At 69.3% G+C, this 17,906-nt stretch carries 8 protein-coding genes and 2 tRNA genes; 5 read left to right on the top strand and 5 right to left on the bottom strand.

The features are described from left to right. Nucleotides 1-4 precede the first annotated feature (4 nt). Together BLV63_RS16000 and BLV63_RS15995 are read left to right on the top strand one after the other, a co-directional pair. A complete protein-coding gene (locus BLV63_RS16000) occupies nt 5-2,167 on the top strand; it encodes a RecQ family ATP-dependent DNA helicase (RefSeq protein ID WP_066214934.1) in 2,163 nt (720 codons plus the stop codon). An 84-nt stretch (nt 2,168-2,251) separates the two neighbouring features. Next, nucleotides 2,252-3,739, top strand: a complete 1,488-nt coding sequence (locus BLV63_RS15995; RefSeq protein ID WP_169795523.1) for an alpha-L-fucosidase — start codon at nt 2,252-2,254, stop codon at nt 3,737-3,739. A gap of 159 nt (nt 3,740-3,898) precedes the next feature. Here the strand turns inward: BLV63_RS15995 and BLV63_RS15990 are convergent. Both BLV63_RS15990 and BLV63_RS15985 read right to left on the bottom strand, forming a co-directional pair. Beyond that, nucleotides 3,899-3,990, bottom strand: a tRNA-Ser gene (locus tag BLV63_RS15990). A gap of 180 nt (nt 3,991-4,170) precedes the next feature. Beyond that, complete coding sequence (locus BLV63_RS15985; protein ID WP_066214941.1) at nt 4,171-6,264, bottom strand: prolyl oligopeptidase family serine peptidase; 2,094 nt, start codon at nt 6,262-6,264, stop codon at nt 4,171-4,173. A gap of 147 nt (nt 6,265-6,411) precedes the next feature. Here BLV63_RS15985 and BLV63_RS15980 point away from each other — a divergent pair, with 147 nt between their 5' ends. Continuing rightward, on the top strand, nt 6,412-8,397 hold the full coding sequence (locus tag BLV63_RS15980) for an FAD/NAD(P)-binding protein (protein ID WP_066214943.1): 1,986 nt from the start codon (nt 6,412-6,414) through the stop codon (nt 8,395-8,397). Nucleotides 8,398-8,498: 101 nt separating this feature from the next. On the opposite strand, the gene BLV63_RS15975 is transcribed toward BLV63_RS15980, so the two are convergent. The 3 genes from BLV63_RS15975 to BLV63_RS15965 all read right to left on the bottom strand — a co-directional run bounded on the left by BLV63_RS15975 (nt 8,499) and on the right by BLV63_RS15965 (nt 14,375). Further along, nucleotides 8,499-13,061, bottom strand: a complete 4,563-nt coding sequence (locus tag BLV63_RS15975; protein ID WP_066214945.1) for an ExeM/NucH family extracellular endonuclease — start codon at nt 13,059-13,061, stop codon at nt 8,499-8,501. A gap of 221 nt (nt 13,062-13,282) precedes the next feature. Beyond that, on the bottom strand, nt 13,283-14,059 hold the full coding sequence (locus BLV63_RS15970; RefSeq protein WP_066214947.1) for a VOC family protein: 777 nt from the start codon (nt 14,057-14,059) through the stop codon (nt 13,283-13,285). A gap of 228 nt (nt 14,060-14,287) precedes the next feature. Beyond that, nucleotides 14,288-14,375: transfer RNA gene (locus tag BLV63_RS15965), tRNA-Ser, on the bottom strand. A gap of 168 nt (nt 14,376-14,543) precedes the next feature. Between BLV63_RS15965 and BLV63_RS15960 the strand changes: the two genes are divergently transcribed. Beyond that, nucleotides 14,544-15,527, top strand: coding sequence for an NAD(P)H-quinone oxidoreductase (locus BLV63_RS15960; RefSeq protein WP_066214949.1), 984 nt, complete (start codon nt 14,544-14,546; stop codon nt 15,525-15,527). An 84-nt stretch (nt 15,528-15,611) separates the two neighbouring features. Further along, nucleotides 15,612-17,882: a carbon starvation CstA family protein gene (locus BLV63_RS15955; protein ID WP_066214951.1), complete on the top strand. Its 2,271-nt coding sequence runs from the start codon at nt 15,612-15,614 to the stop codon at nt 17,880-17,882. Nucleotides 17,883-17,906: the final 24 nt, after the last annotated feature.

The following is a 17,906-nucleotide window of genomic DNA, read 5'->3' as shown; positions in this document are numbered from 1 at the left end:
GACCATGGCTGAGACGAACGCGGTGCACACCCAGAGCAGGAGCTATCAGGAGGCCGTCCAGGTTCTGAGGGACCTGGTGAACAATCCGGATGCCGAGTTCCACCGGGGCCAGTTCGAGGCCATCGAAGCATTGGTCGATCATTCGCGCCGGGCCCTCGTGGTCCAGCGCACCGGCTGGGGCAAATCCGCGGTGTACTTCGTGGCATCGCTGCTGCTGCGGCGTCGTGGTGCGGGCCCCACGCTGATCGTGTCGCCGTTGCTGGCGCTCATGAGGGACCAGGTCGAAGCCGCGGCGCGCGCCGGGGTGAGGGCCGTGGCGATCAACTCCGCCAACCAGCTCGATTGGGAGAATGTCTCGGCCCGCCTCGCGGCGGACGACGTGGATGTCCTGCTCGTCTCCCCGGAACGGCTCGTCAATCCGGCGTTCCGGGAACGCGAGCTCCCTGAGCTTATCCGCCGCACGGGTCTGCTGGTGGTGGACGAAGCGCACTGCATCTCCGACTGGGGGCACGACTTCCGTCCGGACTACCGGCGCATCGCGGACCTGATCCGGCAGTTGCCCGGTGACGTCCCGGTCCTCGCCACCACGGCCACCGCCAACTCCCGCGTGGTGCATGACATCGAGGAGCAGCTCGGCACGGACGTGCTCACCATCCGGGGCACCCTGGGTCGTGATTCATTGCGCCTGGGCGTCCTCAAGCTGCCGGACAACACCGCGCGCCTCGCCTGGCTCGCCGAGCACCTCAAGGATCTGCCCGGCAGCGGCATCATCTACACCCTCACCGTCTCCGCCGCGGAGGAGACGGCGCGGATGCTGTCCGAACGCGGCTACGAGGTGTTGTCGTACAGCGGGAAGACGGACACGGCGGAACGCGAACTCGCGGAACAGCGGCTGAAGGACAATCAGGTCAAGGCCCTCGTGGCCACCTCGGCGCTGGGCATGGGCTTCGACAAGCCGGATCTCGGTTTCGTGGTCCACCTCGGCGCCCCCAGCTCTCCCGTGGCGTACTACCAGCAAGTGGGCCGTGCCGGCCGTGGCGGCGCCAACGCCGATGTCCTCCTGCTCCCGGGTGCGGAAGACCGCGAGATCTGGAAGTACTTCGCCACGGCGTCCATGCCGGAGCAGGAGAAGGCCATGGCGGTGCTGGACGCCCTGGACGCCTCGCCCAAGCCGTTGTCCAGTCCCGCTCTTGAACCCCGCGTGGACCTGGGGCGCTCGCGGCTGGAGCTCCTCTTGAAGGTCCTGGCCGTGGACGGGGCGGTCGAGCGCGTGCAGGGCGGCTGGCAGTCCACCGGCAAGGGCTGGTTCTACGACGCCGAGCGGTACGCCCGCATCGCCGAGGCCCGTGTGCAGGAACAGGACCTCATGGTGATCTACCAGGAGACCGCCGGGTGCCGGATGGAGTTCATCACCTCGGTCCTGGACGACCCTGACGCGCATGCCTGCGGTCGCTGTGACAACTGCGCCGGGCCCTGGTACCCCAGCGGGGTCAGCCGGGAGGCCCTCAACGCCGCCGCGGCCGAACTGGACAAGGTGGGGGCCGTGGTCGAGACCCGCGCCCTGTGGCCCACCGGGATGGACCGGCTGGGCGTCCCGGTGAAGGGAAAGATCCCGCCCGCTGAAGCCGTGGCCGAGGGCCGGGCGCTCGCCCGCCTGAGTGATCTGGGGTGGGGCGGCCCCCTGCGGGAGGCGCTCGCCGAGAGCGCGGAGGACGCCCCCGTGCGGGAGGACATGCTCCGGGCCTGCGTCGCCGTGCTCCGTGACTGGGGCCGCCCGGAGGGGCGTGGTATCGATCCCTGGAGCGGACAGGACCGCCCGCTCGCCGTGGTCTCCGTGCCGTCCCAGAAGCGCCCACAGCTGATCGAATCCGTCGCCACCGGGCTCGCGGAGATCGGACGTATGCCTTACCTGGGATCGCTCGGCGTCCGTCATTCGATGGGTGGCGCGGGCCGTCGCGGCAACAGCGCCTATCGACTGGCCGAGGTCTGGGATCGCTTCGGGCCGACACCTCAGATCGAGGAATTCCTGGCGGCGCACCCTGGCGCCACGATCCTCCTCGTGGACGACTCGGTGGACACCCGCTGGACCGTGGTCGTGGCCGGGCGCTCCCTCCGTCAGGCCGGGGCCGGCGCGGTGCTGCCGTTCGTGCTCGCGCTCGCGGGCTGAGCACGGCCGGGCGGAAGCTGTGAATCGGCGACTTATTCTCCCGAAGGGGTGACGGGAGCTGATTCAAGAGGAAGGATAGTGATCGTGACTGAGCACACATCTTCCCCTCTCGATGAGGGCCACGCGTCCCTTCCCACCCTCAAGCCCAGCCTGGCGGCCGGTGCGGTCGTCGATGCGCACGACCCCGGCTACAGCTTCCCGGCCGATCCTCTCAGCCGTGCCCGTCTGGAGGACTGGCAGGATCACAAGTTCGGCATCATCATGCACTGGGGGATCTACACCTCCCAGGGCCTCGGAGACAGCTGGACGCTCTGCCGGTCCCGCGACGAGGAGATGATGCTCCTGCCGGCCGGATTCCAGGGCGACGACGATGCCTGGGAAGAGCAGTACAAAGCCGCCCGCACGGCCTTCGCGGGACAGGATTACGATCCTGAGGACTGGGCCGCGCTCGCCCGTGCGGCGGGGGCGAAGTACCTCGTGTTCACGTCCAAGCACCATGACGGCTTCAACATGTTCGACACCGCCCACTCGGACTTCAAGGTCACCGCGGAGGACGTCCCCCTGGGCCGCGACGTCCTCGCCGAGACGTTCGAGGCCTTCCGCTCCCAGGGCCTGGAGACCGGCGTGTACTTCTCGAAGGCGGACTGGAATCACCCGGGCTACTGGTCACCGGACGGCGACACCGTGGACCGCTTCCACAACTACGACGCCGAGGCGGACCCCGAGCGCTGGCAGAGCTTCGTGGACTTCACCCACGCCCAGATCGAGGAGCTCCTCACCGGCTACGGACCCGTCAACGTGCTCTGGCTCGACGCCGGATGGGTCTTCGCACCGTTCGAGCCCATCGACATCGACCGGATCGCCGCTCGGGCGCGGGAACTCCAGCCGGGCATTCTCGTGGTCGACCGGGAAGTCCACGGGCCGAACGAGGACTATCGCACGCCGGAGCAGCGGATCCCGGATCACCGCCCGTCCTACCCGTGGGAATCGTGCGTGACGCTTTCGGACAACTGGACGTCTCTCTCCCCGGACGAGCAGGCCAAGGACCCCCGGGAGGTGGTCGACATGCTGGTCAAGGTCGTCGCCCGGGGTGGGAATCTCCTGCTGGGCGTCGGCCCGGATCCCACCGGCGCGATCCCGCCATCCATCCGTGAGGCACTCGAGGTCATCGGAACCTGGCTCGAGGAGTTTGGACCGGCCCTGTACGGGACCCGCGCCGTGACCGAGGGCCTGATCCCCGGCAATGGTCTCGCCGAGAGCTGGGACGACGGCGGCACCACGTGGTGGCTGACCGAGACGCCCGCCGACGCCGGGACGCCCGGCCGGCTCCACCTGATCACCCTCGACGGTCCCGCCGATGGCGTCAGGATCCCGCTGTCCCGAAAGGTCGCGGAGGTCCAGGCCCTCGGTGGGGCGACCGTCGCCGGCTGGGCCCAGGATGCCGAGGACGTCCTCAACGTGACTCTGAGCGAGAGCGTCGAGGGGCTGGAAGGCCGTCCGGCGGCGGAGGGCGAAGCAACGGGGAAGGACTCCGCGCTGGGGGCTCGCGGCGTCGTCGTGCAATTCGCGTGACGGATCGGTCCGCGTGACTCGTCGCGGCGAGTTCGGGGGTCCGTTCCACAGCAGGTGGCTGCAGCCACCGGCTCCGGAACGGACCCCCGAACTCGGCTGCATCGCAGTGTTCCGGTGTCGCCGGGCAAACAAAAGAGCCCCGGTTTCCCGGGGCTCGATTGGCGGAGACGGGGGGATTTGAACCCCCGGTCGAGTTTAACCCCGACCCTTCATTAGCAGTGAAGTCCATTCGGCCGCTCTGGCACGTCTCCTCGCTATTTGCTAGCCATGCAAGAGTACCGAAGCGCCCGCCGCAACGCAAAACGACGCGGCCCCTCCCGCCGTCGCCCGCGAGACGACCGGGAAGCGGCGGCCGGACGGCGCCGGAGCGTGTTCCGGAGCCGCCGGAACACGCCCCGTGGGCGCCCGCCTCAGGCAGAAGCCCTCGCGGCTCAGCCCGGCAGCTGACCCGTCAGCGCCTTCCACAGGAAGTGCTGGTTGCGGGCCTGAAGCGCCGCGGCCTGGCGGTTGTCGGAGGCGCCGGCGTGGCCGCCCTCGATGGTCTCGTGGTACCAGACGTTCGGCACACCCATCGCCTGCATCCGCGCCGCCATCTTCCGGGCCTGGACGGGCCCCACCCGGTCGTCCGACGTGCTCGACCAGATGAAGGAATGCGGGTAGTCGACGGCGTCGCGCAGCAGGTGATACGGCGAGAACGTCTTGATGAACTCCCACTGCTCGGGGTCCTCGGGGTCGCCGTACTCGGCGATCCAGGACGCGCCCGCGGACAGCTTCGTGTAGCGGCGCATGTCCAGGAGCGGCACTCCGCAGGACACCGCGCCGAAGAGCTCGGGGTACTGCGTCAGCATGTTGCCCACCAGGAGACCGCCGTTGGAGCCGCCCGCGCAGCCCAGCAGCCGCGGCGACGTCACGTCCCGGTTCACGAGATCCTTCGCGACGGCGGCGAAATCCTCATACGCGCGGTGGCGCTTCTCCTGCAGGGCGGCGGTGTGCCAGGAGGGTCCGTACTCGCCGCCGCCACGGATGTTGGCCACCACGTAGACGCCGCCACGCTCCAGCCACCCGCGGCCCACGACGCCGCTGTAAGCGGGGGTCCGGGAGACCTCGAATCCGCCATAGCCGCTCAGCTGGGTGACATTGCTGCCATCCAGCACCAGGTCCTTGCGGGCCACCTGGAAGTACGGGACGCGCGTGCCGTCCGCGGAGACGGCGAAATGCTGCTCGACGGCGTAGTCGTCCTCCTGGAAGAACGACGGCGCGCGCTTGATCTCCGCGTGATCGCCGCCGACCGTCCCGCGCGTCAGAGTCGTGGGCGTGAGGAAACCGGTGGCCACGAGCCAGTAGTCGTCGCCGTCCGTCTCATCCTCGTCATCGACCGCGTAGGCGTTCACGTCGTGCAGCGGCGGGCAGGCGTCCAGGAGGTCCGAGGGCCACTCGCCGCCGGCGCCGTCGTCCGTGGCCTCGCCGCCGGCCGGGGGCGTCAGGACCCGGATCTGCGAGGACACGTCCACGAGCAGGTTCAGGAGGAGGTGGTTCCGGGTCCAGCTGTAGGACTGCAGAGAGGTCCGGGAATCCGGTTCGAACAGGACGGTGAGTTCACGGGAGCCGTCCAGCCAGTCGTCGAGGCGTGCGACCAGGAGCGAGCCGGCGGCGTACTCGGCTCCGCCCACGGTCCAGGGATCGCGCGGCCGGAACAGGATCCACTCGTGGTGCCAGGCCGTGCTGACAGTGCCCGGCTTCTCGATCCGGACCCATGCCCCGTCCCGCCACAGCGAGATCTCGTCATTGAAGAAGTCGACGTAGTCCACCGCGGCCAGTCGTTCGAAACCGGGCGTCGAATCGTGCGAGACGGAGGAGAGCATGTGGTCGTCCGGGACGTCGAAGAGCTGCTCCGCGTCCGACAACGGCGTGCCCCGGCGCCAGCGGGCGCTCGTCCGCGGGTAGGAGGACTGCGTCGCGGGGCGGCCTTCCGCCGTCGTGCTGACGAGGAGGGTGTTCTCGTCCTCCCAGCTCACGTGGCCCTTGGCCGTGGGCAGCACGAAACCGTCCGGCAGGAAGTTCCGGGTCTCGAGGTCGAACTCGCGGTACGTGACGGCGTCGCCGCCGTCGGGGGAGAGGCCGATCATCGCGTGACGCCACTCGTCGCCCGGCGCCGGGCGGAGGAACGTGGCGCCGTGCCAGACCCACTCCGCGCCTTCCTCGGCGGCCAGCGCGTCGAGGTCGAGCAGCACGTCCCATTCCGGGGTGGCCGTCAGGTAGCTCTCCCAGGTCGTGCGCCGCCACAGGCCCTTGGGGTGCTCGCCGTCCCGCCAGAAGTTGTAGTACCACCGGCCTCGTTTGCCGACCATCGGGATGCGGTCCGTCGAGTCCAGGACCTCGAGCAGGCGCTCCTGGAGCTGATGGAATTCGGCATCGTCCAGGACCTCCTGGGTGCGGGCGTTCTGCTCCCGCACCCAGGCGAGCGGCCCCTCCCCATGGATCTCTTCCAGCCAGATGTTCTCGTCCACCACGTCATGTGCCGTCATGGATTCATCCTAGACAGAGGCGCTGGCGTTGGAACGCTCCGGGTCGACGCGGCAGGACACACGGGGCCCTGTGGCGGCGCCCCGGTGGTCCCCGCCCCGGACCGGCCGGAGCCGTCCGCGGGAGCCCCGGCCCATTAGGCTTATCCCATGTCAGGGGATTCGGTGCGTCGTGTGGTGGTGATCGGTGCTGGGCCGCGCGGCAGCAGTGTTCTGGAGCGTCTGGCCGCCAACTGGAAGGCCCGCCGTGAGGACGGCGCCCTCGACGCCGGCGCCCGTCTCGAAGTGCACCTCGTGGACCCGTACCCTCTCGGCTCCGGCCACGTCTGGCAGCCCGGCCAGTCCCGGCTGTTCCTCATGAACACCCAGAGCTTCTTCCCCACCCTCATCCCCGAGGACCCGGACCTGGCGGCGCCCCTGGCGGGCGGCAGCTTCAACGCGTGGCGTGCCGCCGTCGCCGCGGGCCACGCGGACGCACGGGACCGGCTGAGCGAGGAAGAGCAGGCCGAGCTGCTCGCGCTCGGGCCCGACGCCTTCCCCAGCCGCGCGCTCTACGGGCGGTACCTCGAGGAGACGCTCGCCGCCGTCGTCGGGCGGATCGAGAGTGACCCGCTCCTGGAGGGCTTCCATCCGGTGCACCACCGGACCGAGGCCCATGCCGTCCGGCGGACCGGGGACCGCGGGTTCGTGGTCGAACTCCATGAGGGGAGCATCGCCGCGGACCGCGTCGTGCTGGCTCTCGGCCATGTCCCGGCCCAGCTCAACCCGGAACAGCGTGAGTTGTACCGCGCAGCGCAGGACCTCGGCCTCAGCTACTTCCCACCCGCGTGCCCGGCGGATGTGGACTGGTCGCTCGTGCCCGGTGGCGAGCCCGTCCTCGTCCGCGGGATGGGCCTGAACTTCTTCGACGTCATGGGTCAGCTCACCGAAGGGCGCGGCGGACGCTTCGAACGGCGCGACGGCGGACTCCACTACCTGCCGAGCGGCCACGAGCCGGTCATCCACGCCGCGAGCCGCCGCGGCGGTCCGTACAAGGCCAAGGCGCAGATCTCCAGCTACTACCCCAAGGAACGCCAGCTCCGGTACCTCACCGAGTCCGCGGTCCAACGGTTCCGGCGGTCCGGCGTGAAGCCCGGCTTCGGTCACGATCTGTGGCCGCTGCTGCAGCGTGATGTGCTTTGGGCCTACTACGACACGCTGGTCACCTCCGATCCGAACGCGATCCGGGACGCGGCCGAGTTCCTCGATCAGCTCGAGGAACTGCTCCGTCCGCATGCGCACAGCCCGGAGGACTGGATGGTCCCCGTCACGGCGCTGATCGAGCGATGCGTTCCCGAGTGGCTGCGTCTGAGCCTGCGGGCGCTCGCGGCCCCCTTCGCGCTGCAGCGCTTCGATTCCGCCGCCGCGTTCGACGCCGCGGTGGTGAGCACTCTCGACGAGGACGTGCGCCGCTCGGCCGCGGGGGAGAAGGACCCGGTCAAGAGCGCGGTGCTCATCCTGCACGCGGGCCGCTCGCTCCTGAAGGATGCGGTGGCCGACGGCGGGATCACAGAGGAATCCTGGGTGACGGAACTGCGGGGGCGCTTCGAGTCCCTCGTGGAAGGCCTGGCGAGCGGGCCGCCCGCCCTGCGCATCGAACAGCTGGCCGCCCTGGCCCGTGCCGGCGTCGTGCACTTCGTGGGTCCGGAACCGCGCTTCACGGTGGACCGCGCGGCCGGCTTGTTCCAGGCCTCCTCGCCGTGGGTGGACGGCAGTGAGGTCCGGGCCCGGACCCTGGTGGAGGCCCTGGCCCCGGCCAACCGGGTGTCCGCCGCGGCGTCGCCCCTGCTCCGTCAGCTCCTGGAGGACGGGCTCGTCCGCACGCGGCTCATGATGAGGCCCGAGGGCGGCCCGACGGAGGCGTCCGGTCTCGACGTCGTCGCGCATCCGTATCGTGCGGTGGCGGGCAACGGCGACGTCCAGGAGGATCTGCACGTGCTCAGCCTCCAGCTCTCCGCCGTGCAGTGGGGCGTGGCGATCGCGGCGGAGGCTTTCTCGGCCGGACCGGACGGCGAGCCCACCGAGCTGTTCCGCAGCGGTCAGCGCACTCTGCGCGACGCCGACGAGATCGCGCGGGCGGTCCTCAGCACGTTCTGAAGCACGTTCCGAACACGCTGCTCAGGACAGAACCAAGGGCCGGTTCCGATCGCGGAATGCGATCGGAACCGGCCCTTGTCGTCACCTCAGGTGAGGGGTGATCAGCCCTTCACGAGGCACGTGAGGTAACCGATCCACGCCAGGGCGTACTTGGCCCAACCCGCCACGTCCCACCAGTGCTTTGGCGGAACGGGCTTGGTGCAGGTCGGCTGCGGCACCTCGGTCTTGGCGACGGTGACGTTGACCTTCACCGTCGTGCCCGACTCCGCGGCCTTCAGCTGCAGGACGCCAGCACCCGCCGCGGCGCCGGCCGGAACGGCCAGGCTCACGGTGGCGGCGCCACCCGAGACGGGAACGGCGCCCAGTGCGGTGACCTTGCCGGCGGCGTCGGTGAACGTGGCCTCGAGCGAGGTGTTCACCGGGCTGCCCAGCGAGGTGAGATCCAGCTTCGACACCGCGGCCTGGATCTTCTCCCCGGCCTTCACGCTGGCCGGGGTCGAGTTCACGACGGCCACGCTGCGACGGGCGAAGTCCGGGGACACCGGGGAGTTGGCCTTGAGGAAGGCCATCCAGGCGTCGCGGTCCACCAGGCCGGAGTCACGGGTGTTGGCGCCGTCCTTGAAGACCCGGAAGTTGTCGCCACCGGTGGCCAGGAAGCTGAACGTCCCGATCCGGTAGGACTTGGCCGGATCCAGCGGCTGACCGTTGACCTGGATGGAGGTCACGCGGTCACCCGCGGGGCGGGCGGCGTCATAGGTGTAGTTGACGTTCTTGGAGAGGCCCAGCTGCAGGTACGGGCGGCTCGGCACGGTGCCGTCCGGGTTGGTCTGCCACTGCTGCTCCAGGAGCGTCTTGAACTGGGCGCCCGTGAGCGACGTGGTCCAGAGGTTGTTCACGAACGGCAGCACCGCATTGGCCTGGGCGTAGGTGATGGTGCCGTCCGTGCCGTAGTACAGCTCGTTGCGCAGGCCGCCGGGGTTGACCACGCCGATCTCGGCGCCGCCCACGGTCGGGTCCTTGAGCGAGGCGACCAGCGAGTCGGCCACCAGGTTGCCCAGGGTGGACTCGCTGGAACGGTCGTCACGCACCGGCGCGCCGGTGGTCGGGTCCTTCGTGAACGCGGTGGTGATGTCCTTCGTCACCTTGCCGACCGGCTGATTGCCGACGACGGCGGCGTCCGCGAGTGCCTTCTTCACGATCGTGTCCACCTGCTTCACGCGGGGGTAGGCCGCGATGAGGTCGGCGGCGGCGTCCGTGGTGCGGGCGACGTTACGGGCCGAGTACGCGGAGACCTGCTTGGAGGCGAGGTCCACGGTCAGCTCGATCTGGCCGATGTTCGCGCCGTAGCTGCCGGTCTGGACCACGGGACGGGTCTTGCCGTCCTGGCCGGGGACGGGACCGTCCCAGGCGTACTCCTTGTGGGTGTGGCCCGTGAAGATGGCGCCGACGGCCGGGCTGGTCTCGGTCACGATCTTGGCGAACGCGCCACCCGCGGCGATCTCCTGCTGGAGGGTCGCGCCGTCCGGGGTGCCGGCCCCGGCGCCCTCGTGGTACTCGGCGACGATCACGTCGGCGAGCTTGCCGTCCTTGATCTTGGCGGCCACGCGGTTCACGGCGTCGACCGGATCACCGAAGTCGAGGTCGGCGATGCCGGCCGGGGTGACCAGCGTGGGGACCTCCTGGGTCACGGCGCCGACCACGGCCACCTTCACGCCGTTGAGGTCGAGGATCTCGTATTCGGGCAGCGCCGGTTCCTGCGTGCCCTTCTTGTACACGTTCGCGCCCAGGTACGGGAATTTCGCGTTGGTCCCGCCCGCGATCACGCGGTCGCGCAGATCGGCCCAGCCACCGTCGAACTCGTGGTTGCCCACGGCGGAGGCGGTGAGGCCGAGCGTGTTGAGCACGTCGATGGTGGGCTGGTCCTTCGCCATGGAGGAGGCGAAGAGGGAGGCCCCGATGTTGTCACCGGCGGAGACGAAGGCGGTGCTGCCCGGGGTGGCGGCGGCGCGGAGCTTCTCCAAGGTGCCGGCGACGTTGACGGTGTTGTTGTCGATGCGACCGTGGAAATCGTTCACGCCGAGGAGGTTCACCTTCGCGCTGGTGGGCGCGGGGGTGGTGTTCAGGCCCACGATCACGGGATCGTGGTCACTGGAACGGTACTGGTCCGGAGCGTAGAAGTTGGTGACGTTGTAGTTCCAGCGGCTGTACTCCAGCGCGACGGACTCCACGGAGTTGATGTTCCAGATGTCGGCGCCGTTGACCATCTTCTCGGCCTCCGGGGACGCGAAGATGTGGTCCAAGGAACCGGACTGGCCGCTGAACACGTAGGAGTGCTTCTGGGTGCCGTCGGCGTTCTTGGCCTTGCCGTCCTGGTCGACGTAGCCGGCGTCGGTGAGGACGTTCAGCGGGTCTTCCTTGCTGTAGGCGTTGAAGTCACCGATCAGGAAGACCTTGTCGGTGCCCTTGTCCTTCGTCAGGGTGTCCACGAAGCCGAGCAGCGACTTGGACTGGGCGACACGGGCGAGGTTGGACGCGCCCTGTCCCTTGTCCGTGTCGTCCGGGGTGGCCGCGGAGCTCTTGGACTTGAAGTGGTTGGCCACGGCGATGAATTCCTGCGCCTGGGTGCCGCCCACGGGCTTGAACACCTGGGCGAGCGGCTTGCGGGCGCTGGCGAAGGCTGTGGTGTCGTTGTGGATCACGGACTCGCCCACGGGCTCGGCCACGGCCTTCTTGTAGATGAAGGCGGTCCGGATGACGTCCTCATCGCTCAGCGGCGGCAGAGCCGACGGGCTGCGGACGTAGTCCCAGGTGCCCGGCTTGGCGTCGTTGAGCGCGGTGACCAGCTTGGACAGCGCGTCGTCGCGGGTCTTGCCGAACTTGGCGGAGTTCTCGACCTCCATGAGGGTGACCACGTCGGCGCCGGAGCTGTTGATCGCGGCGACGATCTTGTCCTGCTGGCGCTTGAAGTGCTCAGCGGTCGCGGCGCCACGGGCATCGCAGCCGCCCTTGACGGTGACGGGAGCGCCGTCGCGGTCGGTGTAGTACTGGCAGCCGCTGAGGCTGTCACCGGTGGTCGGGAAGTAGTTCAGGACGTTGAACGAGGCGAGCTTGAGGTTGCCGCCCACGGCGTTCGGCACATCCGCGCGGGTGTTGCCGAAGGAGACCGGCTGCACGGTGTCCGCGCTCGCCGGGGTGAGGTGCTCGAGGGGCTCCAGCCGCCAGGCGTTGTTGCCGTAACCCAGGATGACGTTGGTCTTGAACGTCACGGGGGCGCCCACCCGGACCGGGTCCTTGGTGGTCAGGTAGGGCAGCGGAAGCGCCTTGGTGGTGGCGTTGGAGAGGAAGTTCGTGGTGGCGCCGTCATCCAGCTTGATGGTGCGGGCCTGGTTGTCGTCGGCCACGGCCTTGTTCTCGGCGGTGCCGTACGGGGCCACGGCGTTGGGCTGGACCGCGGGGGTCTTGCCGCTGGCGAGGGTCAGTTCACCGTACTGGTTGGCGTAGAAGTTGTCGGAGAGCGTGTAGTCGCCGGTCGGGGCGAGGAGCATGCCCTCGAGGGACTCGCGGAAGGTCTCGCTCGCCGGGAGGGTGAAGTGCGTGGCCTTCACCTCCGGGGCCGCGTCGGTGAGCTTGGTCAGCGAGGCGGCGTCCGTGACGTTCACCTGGGTCTGGCCGAAGTACTCGCTGACGGTGCCGGAGACCTGCACGTAGTCGCCGATCGCGACCGAGCCGACCGTGGCGGGCGAGTAGACGAACACGGCGTCGGAGGCCTGGTGGTCGGCCTCGGTCAGGTCGCCGCCGGTGCCCGGGGTCTGGATGTAGTAGCCGTTCAGGCCGCCCGTGGAGTAGCGGGCGGTGACCTTGCCCTTGGTGGTCACGCTCTGGCCGACGAGGGGGCTCGTGGCGCCGGTGCCCTGGATCTCCGCGATGGTGGCGGTGCCACCCGGCGTCGGGGTCGGCGTGGGGGTGGGCGTCGGTGTCGGGTCCGGACCGCCCGTCCCGCCCGACGGCGTCGGGGTGATCGAGGTGCTCAGGCTGAAGTCGGCCGAGTTGTCGTTGCTGTCCGCGTGATTGCTGCGGGTGAGCGCCTTGACATCGGTGTTCGACGACGGCGCGGTGGCCGCCTTGACCTCGTACGTGTTGCTCGTGCCGTAGCCGAGGAGGTCGGCCACGTTGGTCGGCTCCACCTGGCTGCCCGTACCGAGCCCGCTGAGAGCCGTGGCCTGGCGGGCCAGGATGACGGTGCCCGTGGTGCCGGACGGGTTGAACGACGGCGCGTCCTGGTCCGGTGTGGGCAGCTCCGCCGCCGTGGACGCCGCGTTGTTGCTGCCGCCCTTGATGAGGAACGTCCCCTTGGCGGGGATGCTGCCGCGGAGGGCGGTCACGGAGTTGGGGGCGGCGGTCCCGGTGCCGGAACGGTACTGGAGTGACCAGCCGTCCAGCGAGACGGGTGCGTCCGAGGAGTTGTACAGCTCCACGAACTTGTTGCGGAAGGCAGCCCCTGCGCTGCCTCCGCTCAGATATGCCTCATCGATGATGACGGAGGAGGTGCCCGGTGTGGCGACCGTGTTGACCAGCGCGAAGGCCGGCGCGGTCGCCAAGGGGGCCGCGATCAACGCGGCGGTCAGGGCACTCCCCAAGGTTGCTTTCGCAAGCGAGTGATTCATGGGGTTCTTTCTGTCCAGAGATCGGGTGTGATCCGGTGTCCTGTGGCGGACTGAGGGCTCGGACCGCCAGCAGGAAAGCGAGGGGTCCGTAGCCTAGTCCACCAAGAGAGAGTTAACTCCGGGTTGCGGGGAAAAGAAACTGTTGTTTCAGGATTCGGCGCGAAAAAATCCTGTGCCGTCACCGCCCGCGGAGGCGGGGACGGCACAGGACCGGACGGGTCTCAGACGAGCGACTGGTGCAGCATGAAGACCGCGCCGAACGGATCGGTGACCCGTGCGTGACGGCCATGCGGATCGTCCCGCGGCTCCTCCAGCACCCGGCCGCCGAGCTCGGTGACCTTCCGGGCGGCCTCGTCGGCGTTGTCCACCACGAGGTAGATGAGCCAGTGCGACGGCACTCCTTCGGGGAGGAACTTCGCGGCGTCGAACAGTCCCGCACGTGCCTGATCGCCTTCGCCGAGGGTGCTGTAGCGGAAGTCCTCGGTGTCCTCCATGACGGAGATGTCCCAGCCGAAGGCCTGGCGGTAGAAGTCCACCGCGGCGTCGTACTTCCGGCTGGCCAGTTCGTGCCAGCCGACGGCGCCCGGCTCGTTGATCAGGGAGTAGCCGCCATGGGAGAGGGGCTCCCACACGCCCACGAAAGCGCCGGAGGGATCCTCGGCGATCGCCATGACGCCCATCTCCGGGACGGTCATCGGCGGCACGACCACCTGTCCGCCCGCTGCGGTGATCGCCGCGGCGGTGGCCTCGGCGTCGTCGCTCTTGAGGTAGATGCCCCAGGTGCTCGGCATCTCCTGCTGGTCCGGCTGCTTGGCCATGAGGCCGGCCACCTGGCGGCCGTCCTTGGACGCGGTCACGTAGCCGCCGTACTTCTCCTCGTCGTCGCTTTCGAAGGTCCAGCCCAGGAGTTCGCCGTAGAACTTCTGGGCGGCTTCCACATCATCCGTCATCAGGTCGGCCCAGCAGGGATCACCGGGAGCGAAAGTAGGGGTGGTCATGATGCGCTCGCTTTCTCGGGAAGTGCCGCCGTGCGCCGGCGGATCAGGGTGGGCGGCGCCCGGGTGCCCTGATAGTGATGACGCTAACGCCGGGGTCCGACATTCTTCAACGGTCCGCCGGCGGCCGGTGGGTGAACTCCCGGCGGCCCGGGCCGGGGAGCCGGCCGTGAGCGGCGGCCGGGCATGAAAAAGGGCCCCGGGACCTGATGGTCCCGGAGCCCTTGTCCGCGGAAGGTATGGGATTTGAACCCATGAGACGGGGTTACCGCCTACTGGTTTTCAAGACCAGCTCCTTCGGCCGCTCGGACAACCTTCCCTGCGTCAAAGTGTTTCACAGCGCGGACGCGCGCTCCAAACGTGCGCGGCGCCGCCGGGGGAGGGGCGAACGCGGGACCTGCGGAGACGCCGCCTCCCGTGCGCCGTGCATCTGAGGCGCCGTGCACAATAGACGGGGGGCCAGAGCGTCCAGAGGAGAGTGGAGACCATGCGAGCCGTCCAGATCACCGAGCCGGGAGGCCCGGAAGTCCTGCAGGTGACCGAGATGCCGGATCCGGTGCCCGGCCCGGGAGAGGTCCTGATCGACGTCGTCGCGGCCGGACTGAACCGGGCCGACGTGCAGCAGCGCCGGGGCTTCTACCCGCCGCCGCCCGGCGCCTCCGACATCCCCGGCCTGGAGGTCTCCGGCCGCATCGCGGGCTTCGGCCCGGACGTCTCCCGTCCCTTCGCCGTGGGGGAGAAGGTGGTGGCCCTGCTCTCCGGCGGCGGCTATGCCTCGAAGGTCGTGGTGCCCGCCGGTCAGGTGATCCGGATCCCGGAGGGCGTCGACCTGGTGACCGCCGCGGGTCTGCCTGAGGTGGCGGCCACGGTGTACTCCAATCTCTACATGACGGCCGGCCTGCAGGAGGGCGAGACCGTCCTCATCCACGGGGCCACGGGCGGGATCGGCGCCTTCGCCATCCAGCTCGCGAAGGCGCTGGGCGCGGTCGTGGCGACGACGGCGGGCAGCGCCGAGAAGGTCGCCACGGCTCGGGGCTTCCTCGGTGCGGACATCGCGATCGACTACACGACGCAGAGCTTCCCGGAGGCCCTGCGGGAAGCGAACGGCGGGCACGGCGCGGACGTGATCCTCGACGTCGTGGGCGCCAAGTACCTCTCCGCCAACCTGGACGCGCTGGAGGTGCACGGCCGTCTCGTGGTGATCGGCCTGCAGGGCGGCGCCCGCGGGGAACTGGACCTGGGCGTCCTGCTGAGCAAGCGGGCCGCCGTCATCGGCACCACGCTGCGCGCCCGCCCGGTGGAGGAGAAGACGGCCATCATGGACGCCGTGCGGGATGTGGTCTGGCCGCTGATCGCCGACGGCTCCGTCCGCCCACTGGTCGCGCGGACGTTCCCGCTGGCCGAGGTCGCCGAAGCGCACCGGTACTTCGATTCCGGTCAGCACACAGGGAAGATCCTGTTGACCATGTGACGTGTCTCTGAACTAGGGTGCCTAGTGGGACCGCTGCAGCACTGCACGGTCGCATCCGCTGACGTATGCACCCAGGAGGCCCCCATGAGCGGTACACGCAGCACGGGAGAGCGGGGCGGCGCCCTGCCGCCCGCCGCCGTCGCACCGGAGAGACTCGACGCCGAATCCCGGCGCTGGACCCCCGCGCGGATCGCGCTCTGGGCGGCCATCGCCCTGCTCGGCGGGCTGGCGTGGGTCATGCTCGCGATCGTCCGCGGGGAGACGGTCAACGCGATCTGGTTCGTGTTCGCCGCGGTCTGCACGTATCTGATCGCGTACCGCTTCTACTCGAAGTACCTGGAGAGGAAACTGATCCGGCCGGACGACCGCCGGGCCACCCCGGCGGAGTACAAGGCCGACGGCAAGGATCACGTCCGCACGGACCGGAACGTCCTCTTCGGCCACCACTTCGCCGCGATCGCCGGCGCCGGCCCGCTGGTCGGTCCCGTCATCGCGGCCCAGATGGGCTATCTGCCGGGCACGATCTGGATCATCGTGGGCGTCGTGCTCGCGGGAGCGGTCCAGGACTACCTGGTGCTGTTCTTCTCCATGCGCCGCGGCGGCCGGTCGCTCGGGCAGATGGCCCGCGAGGAACTCGGCGTGGTGGGCGGCACCGCGGCCCTGCTGGCGACGCTGCTCATCATGGCGATCATCGTCGCCATCCTGGCGCTCGTGGTGGTCAACGCCCTCGGAGAGAGCCCCTGGGGCGTGTTCAGCGTCGCCATGACCATCCCGATCGCCCTCTTCATGGGCGTCTACCTGCGGTACATCCGGCCCGGGAAGGTCCTGGAGATCTCCATCATCGGCTTCGTCCTGCTGATGGCGGCGATCATCGGCGGCGGCTGGGTGGCGCACACCGAGTGGGGCGCGGCGTTCTTCCACCTGGACAAGACCACCATCGCCTGGGGCATCATCGTCTACGGTTTCGTCGCCGCGATCCTCCCGGTCTGGCTGCTGCTGGCCCCGCGCGACTACCTGTCCACCTTCATGAAGATCGGCGTGATCGGACTGCTGGCCGTCGCGATCGTGGTGGTCCGGCCGGAGATCAACGTCCCCGCCTTCAGCGAATTCGCGGGCCGGGACAACGGACCGGTGTTTTCCGGCGCACTGTTCCCGTTCCTCTTCGTCACCATCGCGTGCGGCGCCCTGTCGGGGTTCCACGCGCTGATCGCCTCCGGCACCACGCCCAAGCTGATCGAGAAGGAACGCCAGACCCGGTACATCGGTTACGGCGGCATGCTCATGGAGTCCTTCGTGGCGATCATGGCGCTGGTGGCTGCCGTCTCGATCGACCGCGGTCTCTACTTCGTCATGAATGCCCCGCTGGCCCTCACCGGCGGCACGGTGGAGCAGGCCGCGCAGTGGGTGAACTCGCTCGGTCTGGCCGGGGTGAACGTGACCCCGGGTGAGCTCAAGGACGCGGCCGCGGCCGTGGGGGAGCAGACGATCATCTCCCGCTCGGGCGGCGCGCCCACCCTCGCGGTCGGCCTGGCGCACATCATGCAGCAGTTCATCGGCGGACCGGGGATGGCGGCCTTCTGGTACCACTTCGCCATCATGTTCGAGGCCCTCTTCATCCTCACGGCCGTCGACGCCGGAACGCGCGTGGCCCGCTTCATGCTCCAGGATTCGATCGGGAACTTCGTCCCGAAGTTCAAGGACGCCTCCTGGCGCCCGGGCGCCTGGCTCTGCACGGCCGTCATGGTGGCGGCCTGGGGCGCGGTCCTGATCATGGGCGTCACGGATCCGCTGGGCGGCATCAACACGCTCTTCCCGCTCTTCGGCATCGCGAACCAGTTGCTGGCCGCGATCGCTCTGGCCGTGTGCCTGGCGATCGTCGCGAAGAAGGGCCGCTTCGGAGCGCTCTGGATGGTGGCGCTGCCGCTGGCCTTCACAGCGGTGGTCACGATCACCGCCAGCTTCCAGAAGATCTTCTCGACCGTCCCGGCCGTCGGGTACTTCGCGAACAACGCCGCCTTCAGCAAGGCGCTCGCGGACGGCAAGACGTCGTTCGGCACCGCGAAGACCGTGCCCGCCATGGAGGCCGTGGTCCGCAACACCATGATCCAGGGGATCCTGTCCGTGGTGTTCGTGGTCCTCGCGATCATCGTCATCATCACGGCCCTGATCGCCACCGTCCGGGCCTTCCAGGCACACCGGGCCGGGGAGCCGGTCACGGACCACGAGGACCCGTTCGTCCCGTCGAAGGTCTTCGCGCCCGCGGGCCTGATCCCCACCGCCGCCGAGCGCGAACTCGCCGCGGAGTGGGCGGAGGTGCCGGCGTCGGAACGCCTCGCGGACGCGGGGCACCACTGATGAACCGGAAGAGTCCGACGACGG

The sequence above is a fragment of the Arthrobacter woluwensis genome (assembly GCF_900105345.1).
GTDB classification, from domain to species: domain Bacteria; phylum Actinomycetota; class Actinomycetes; order Actinomycetales; family Micrococcaceae; genus Arthrobacter_E; species Arthrobacter_E woluwensis.
This window is presented reverse-complemented; position numbering and strand designations above follow the sequence as displayed.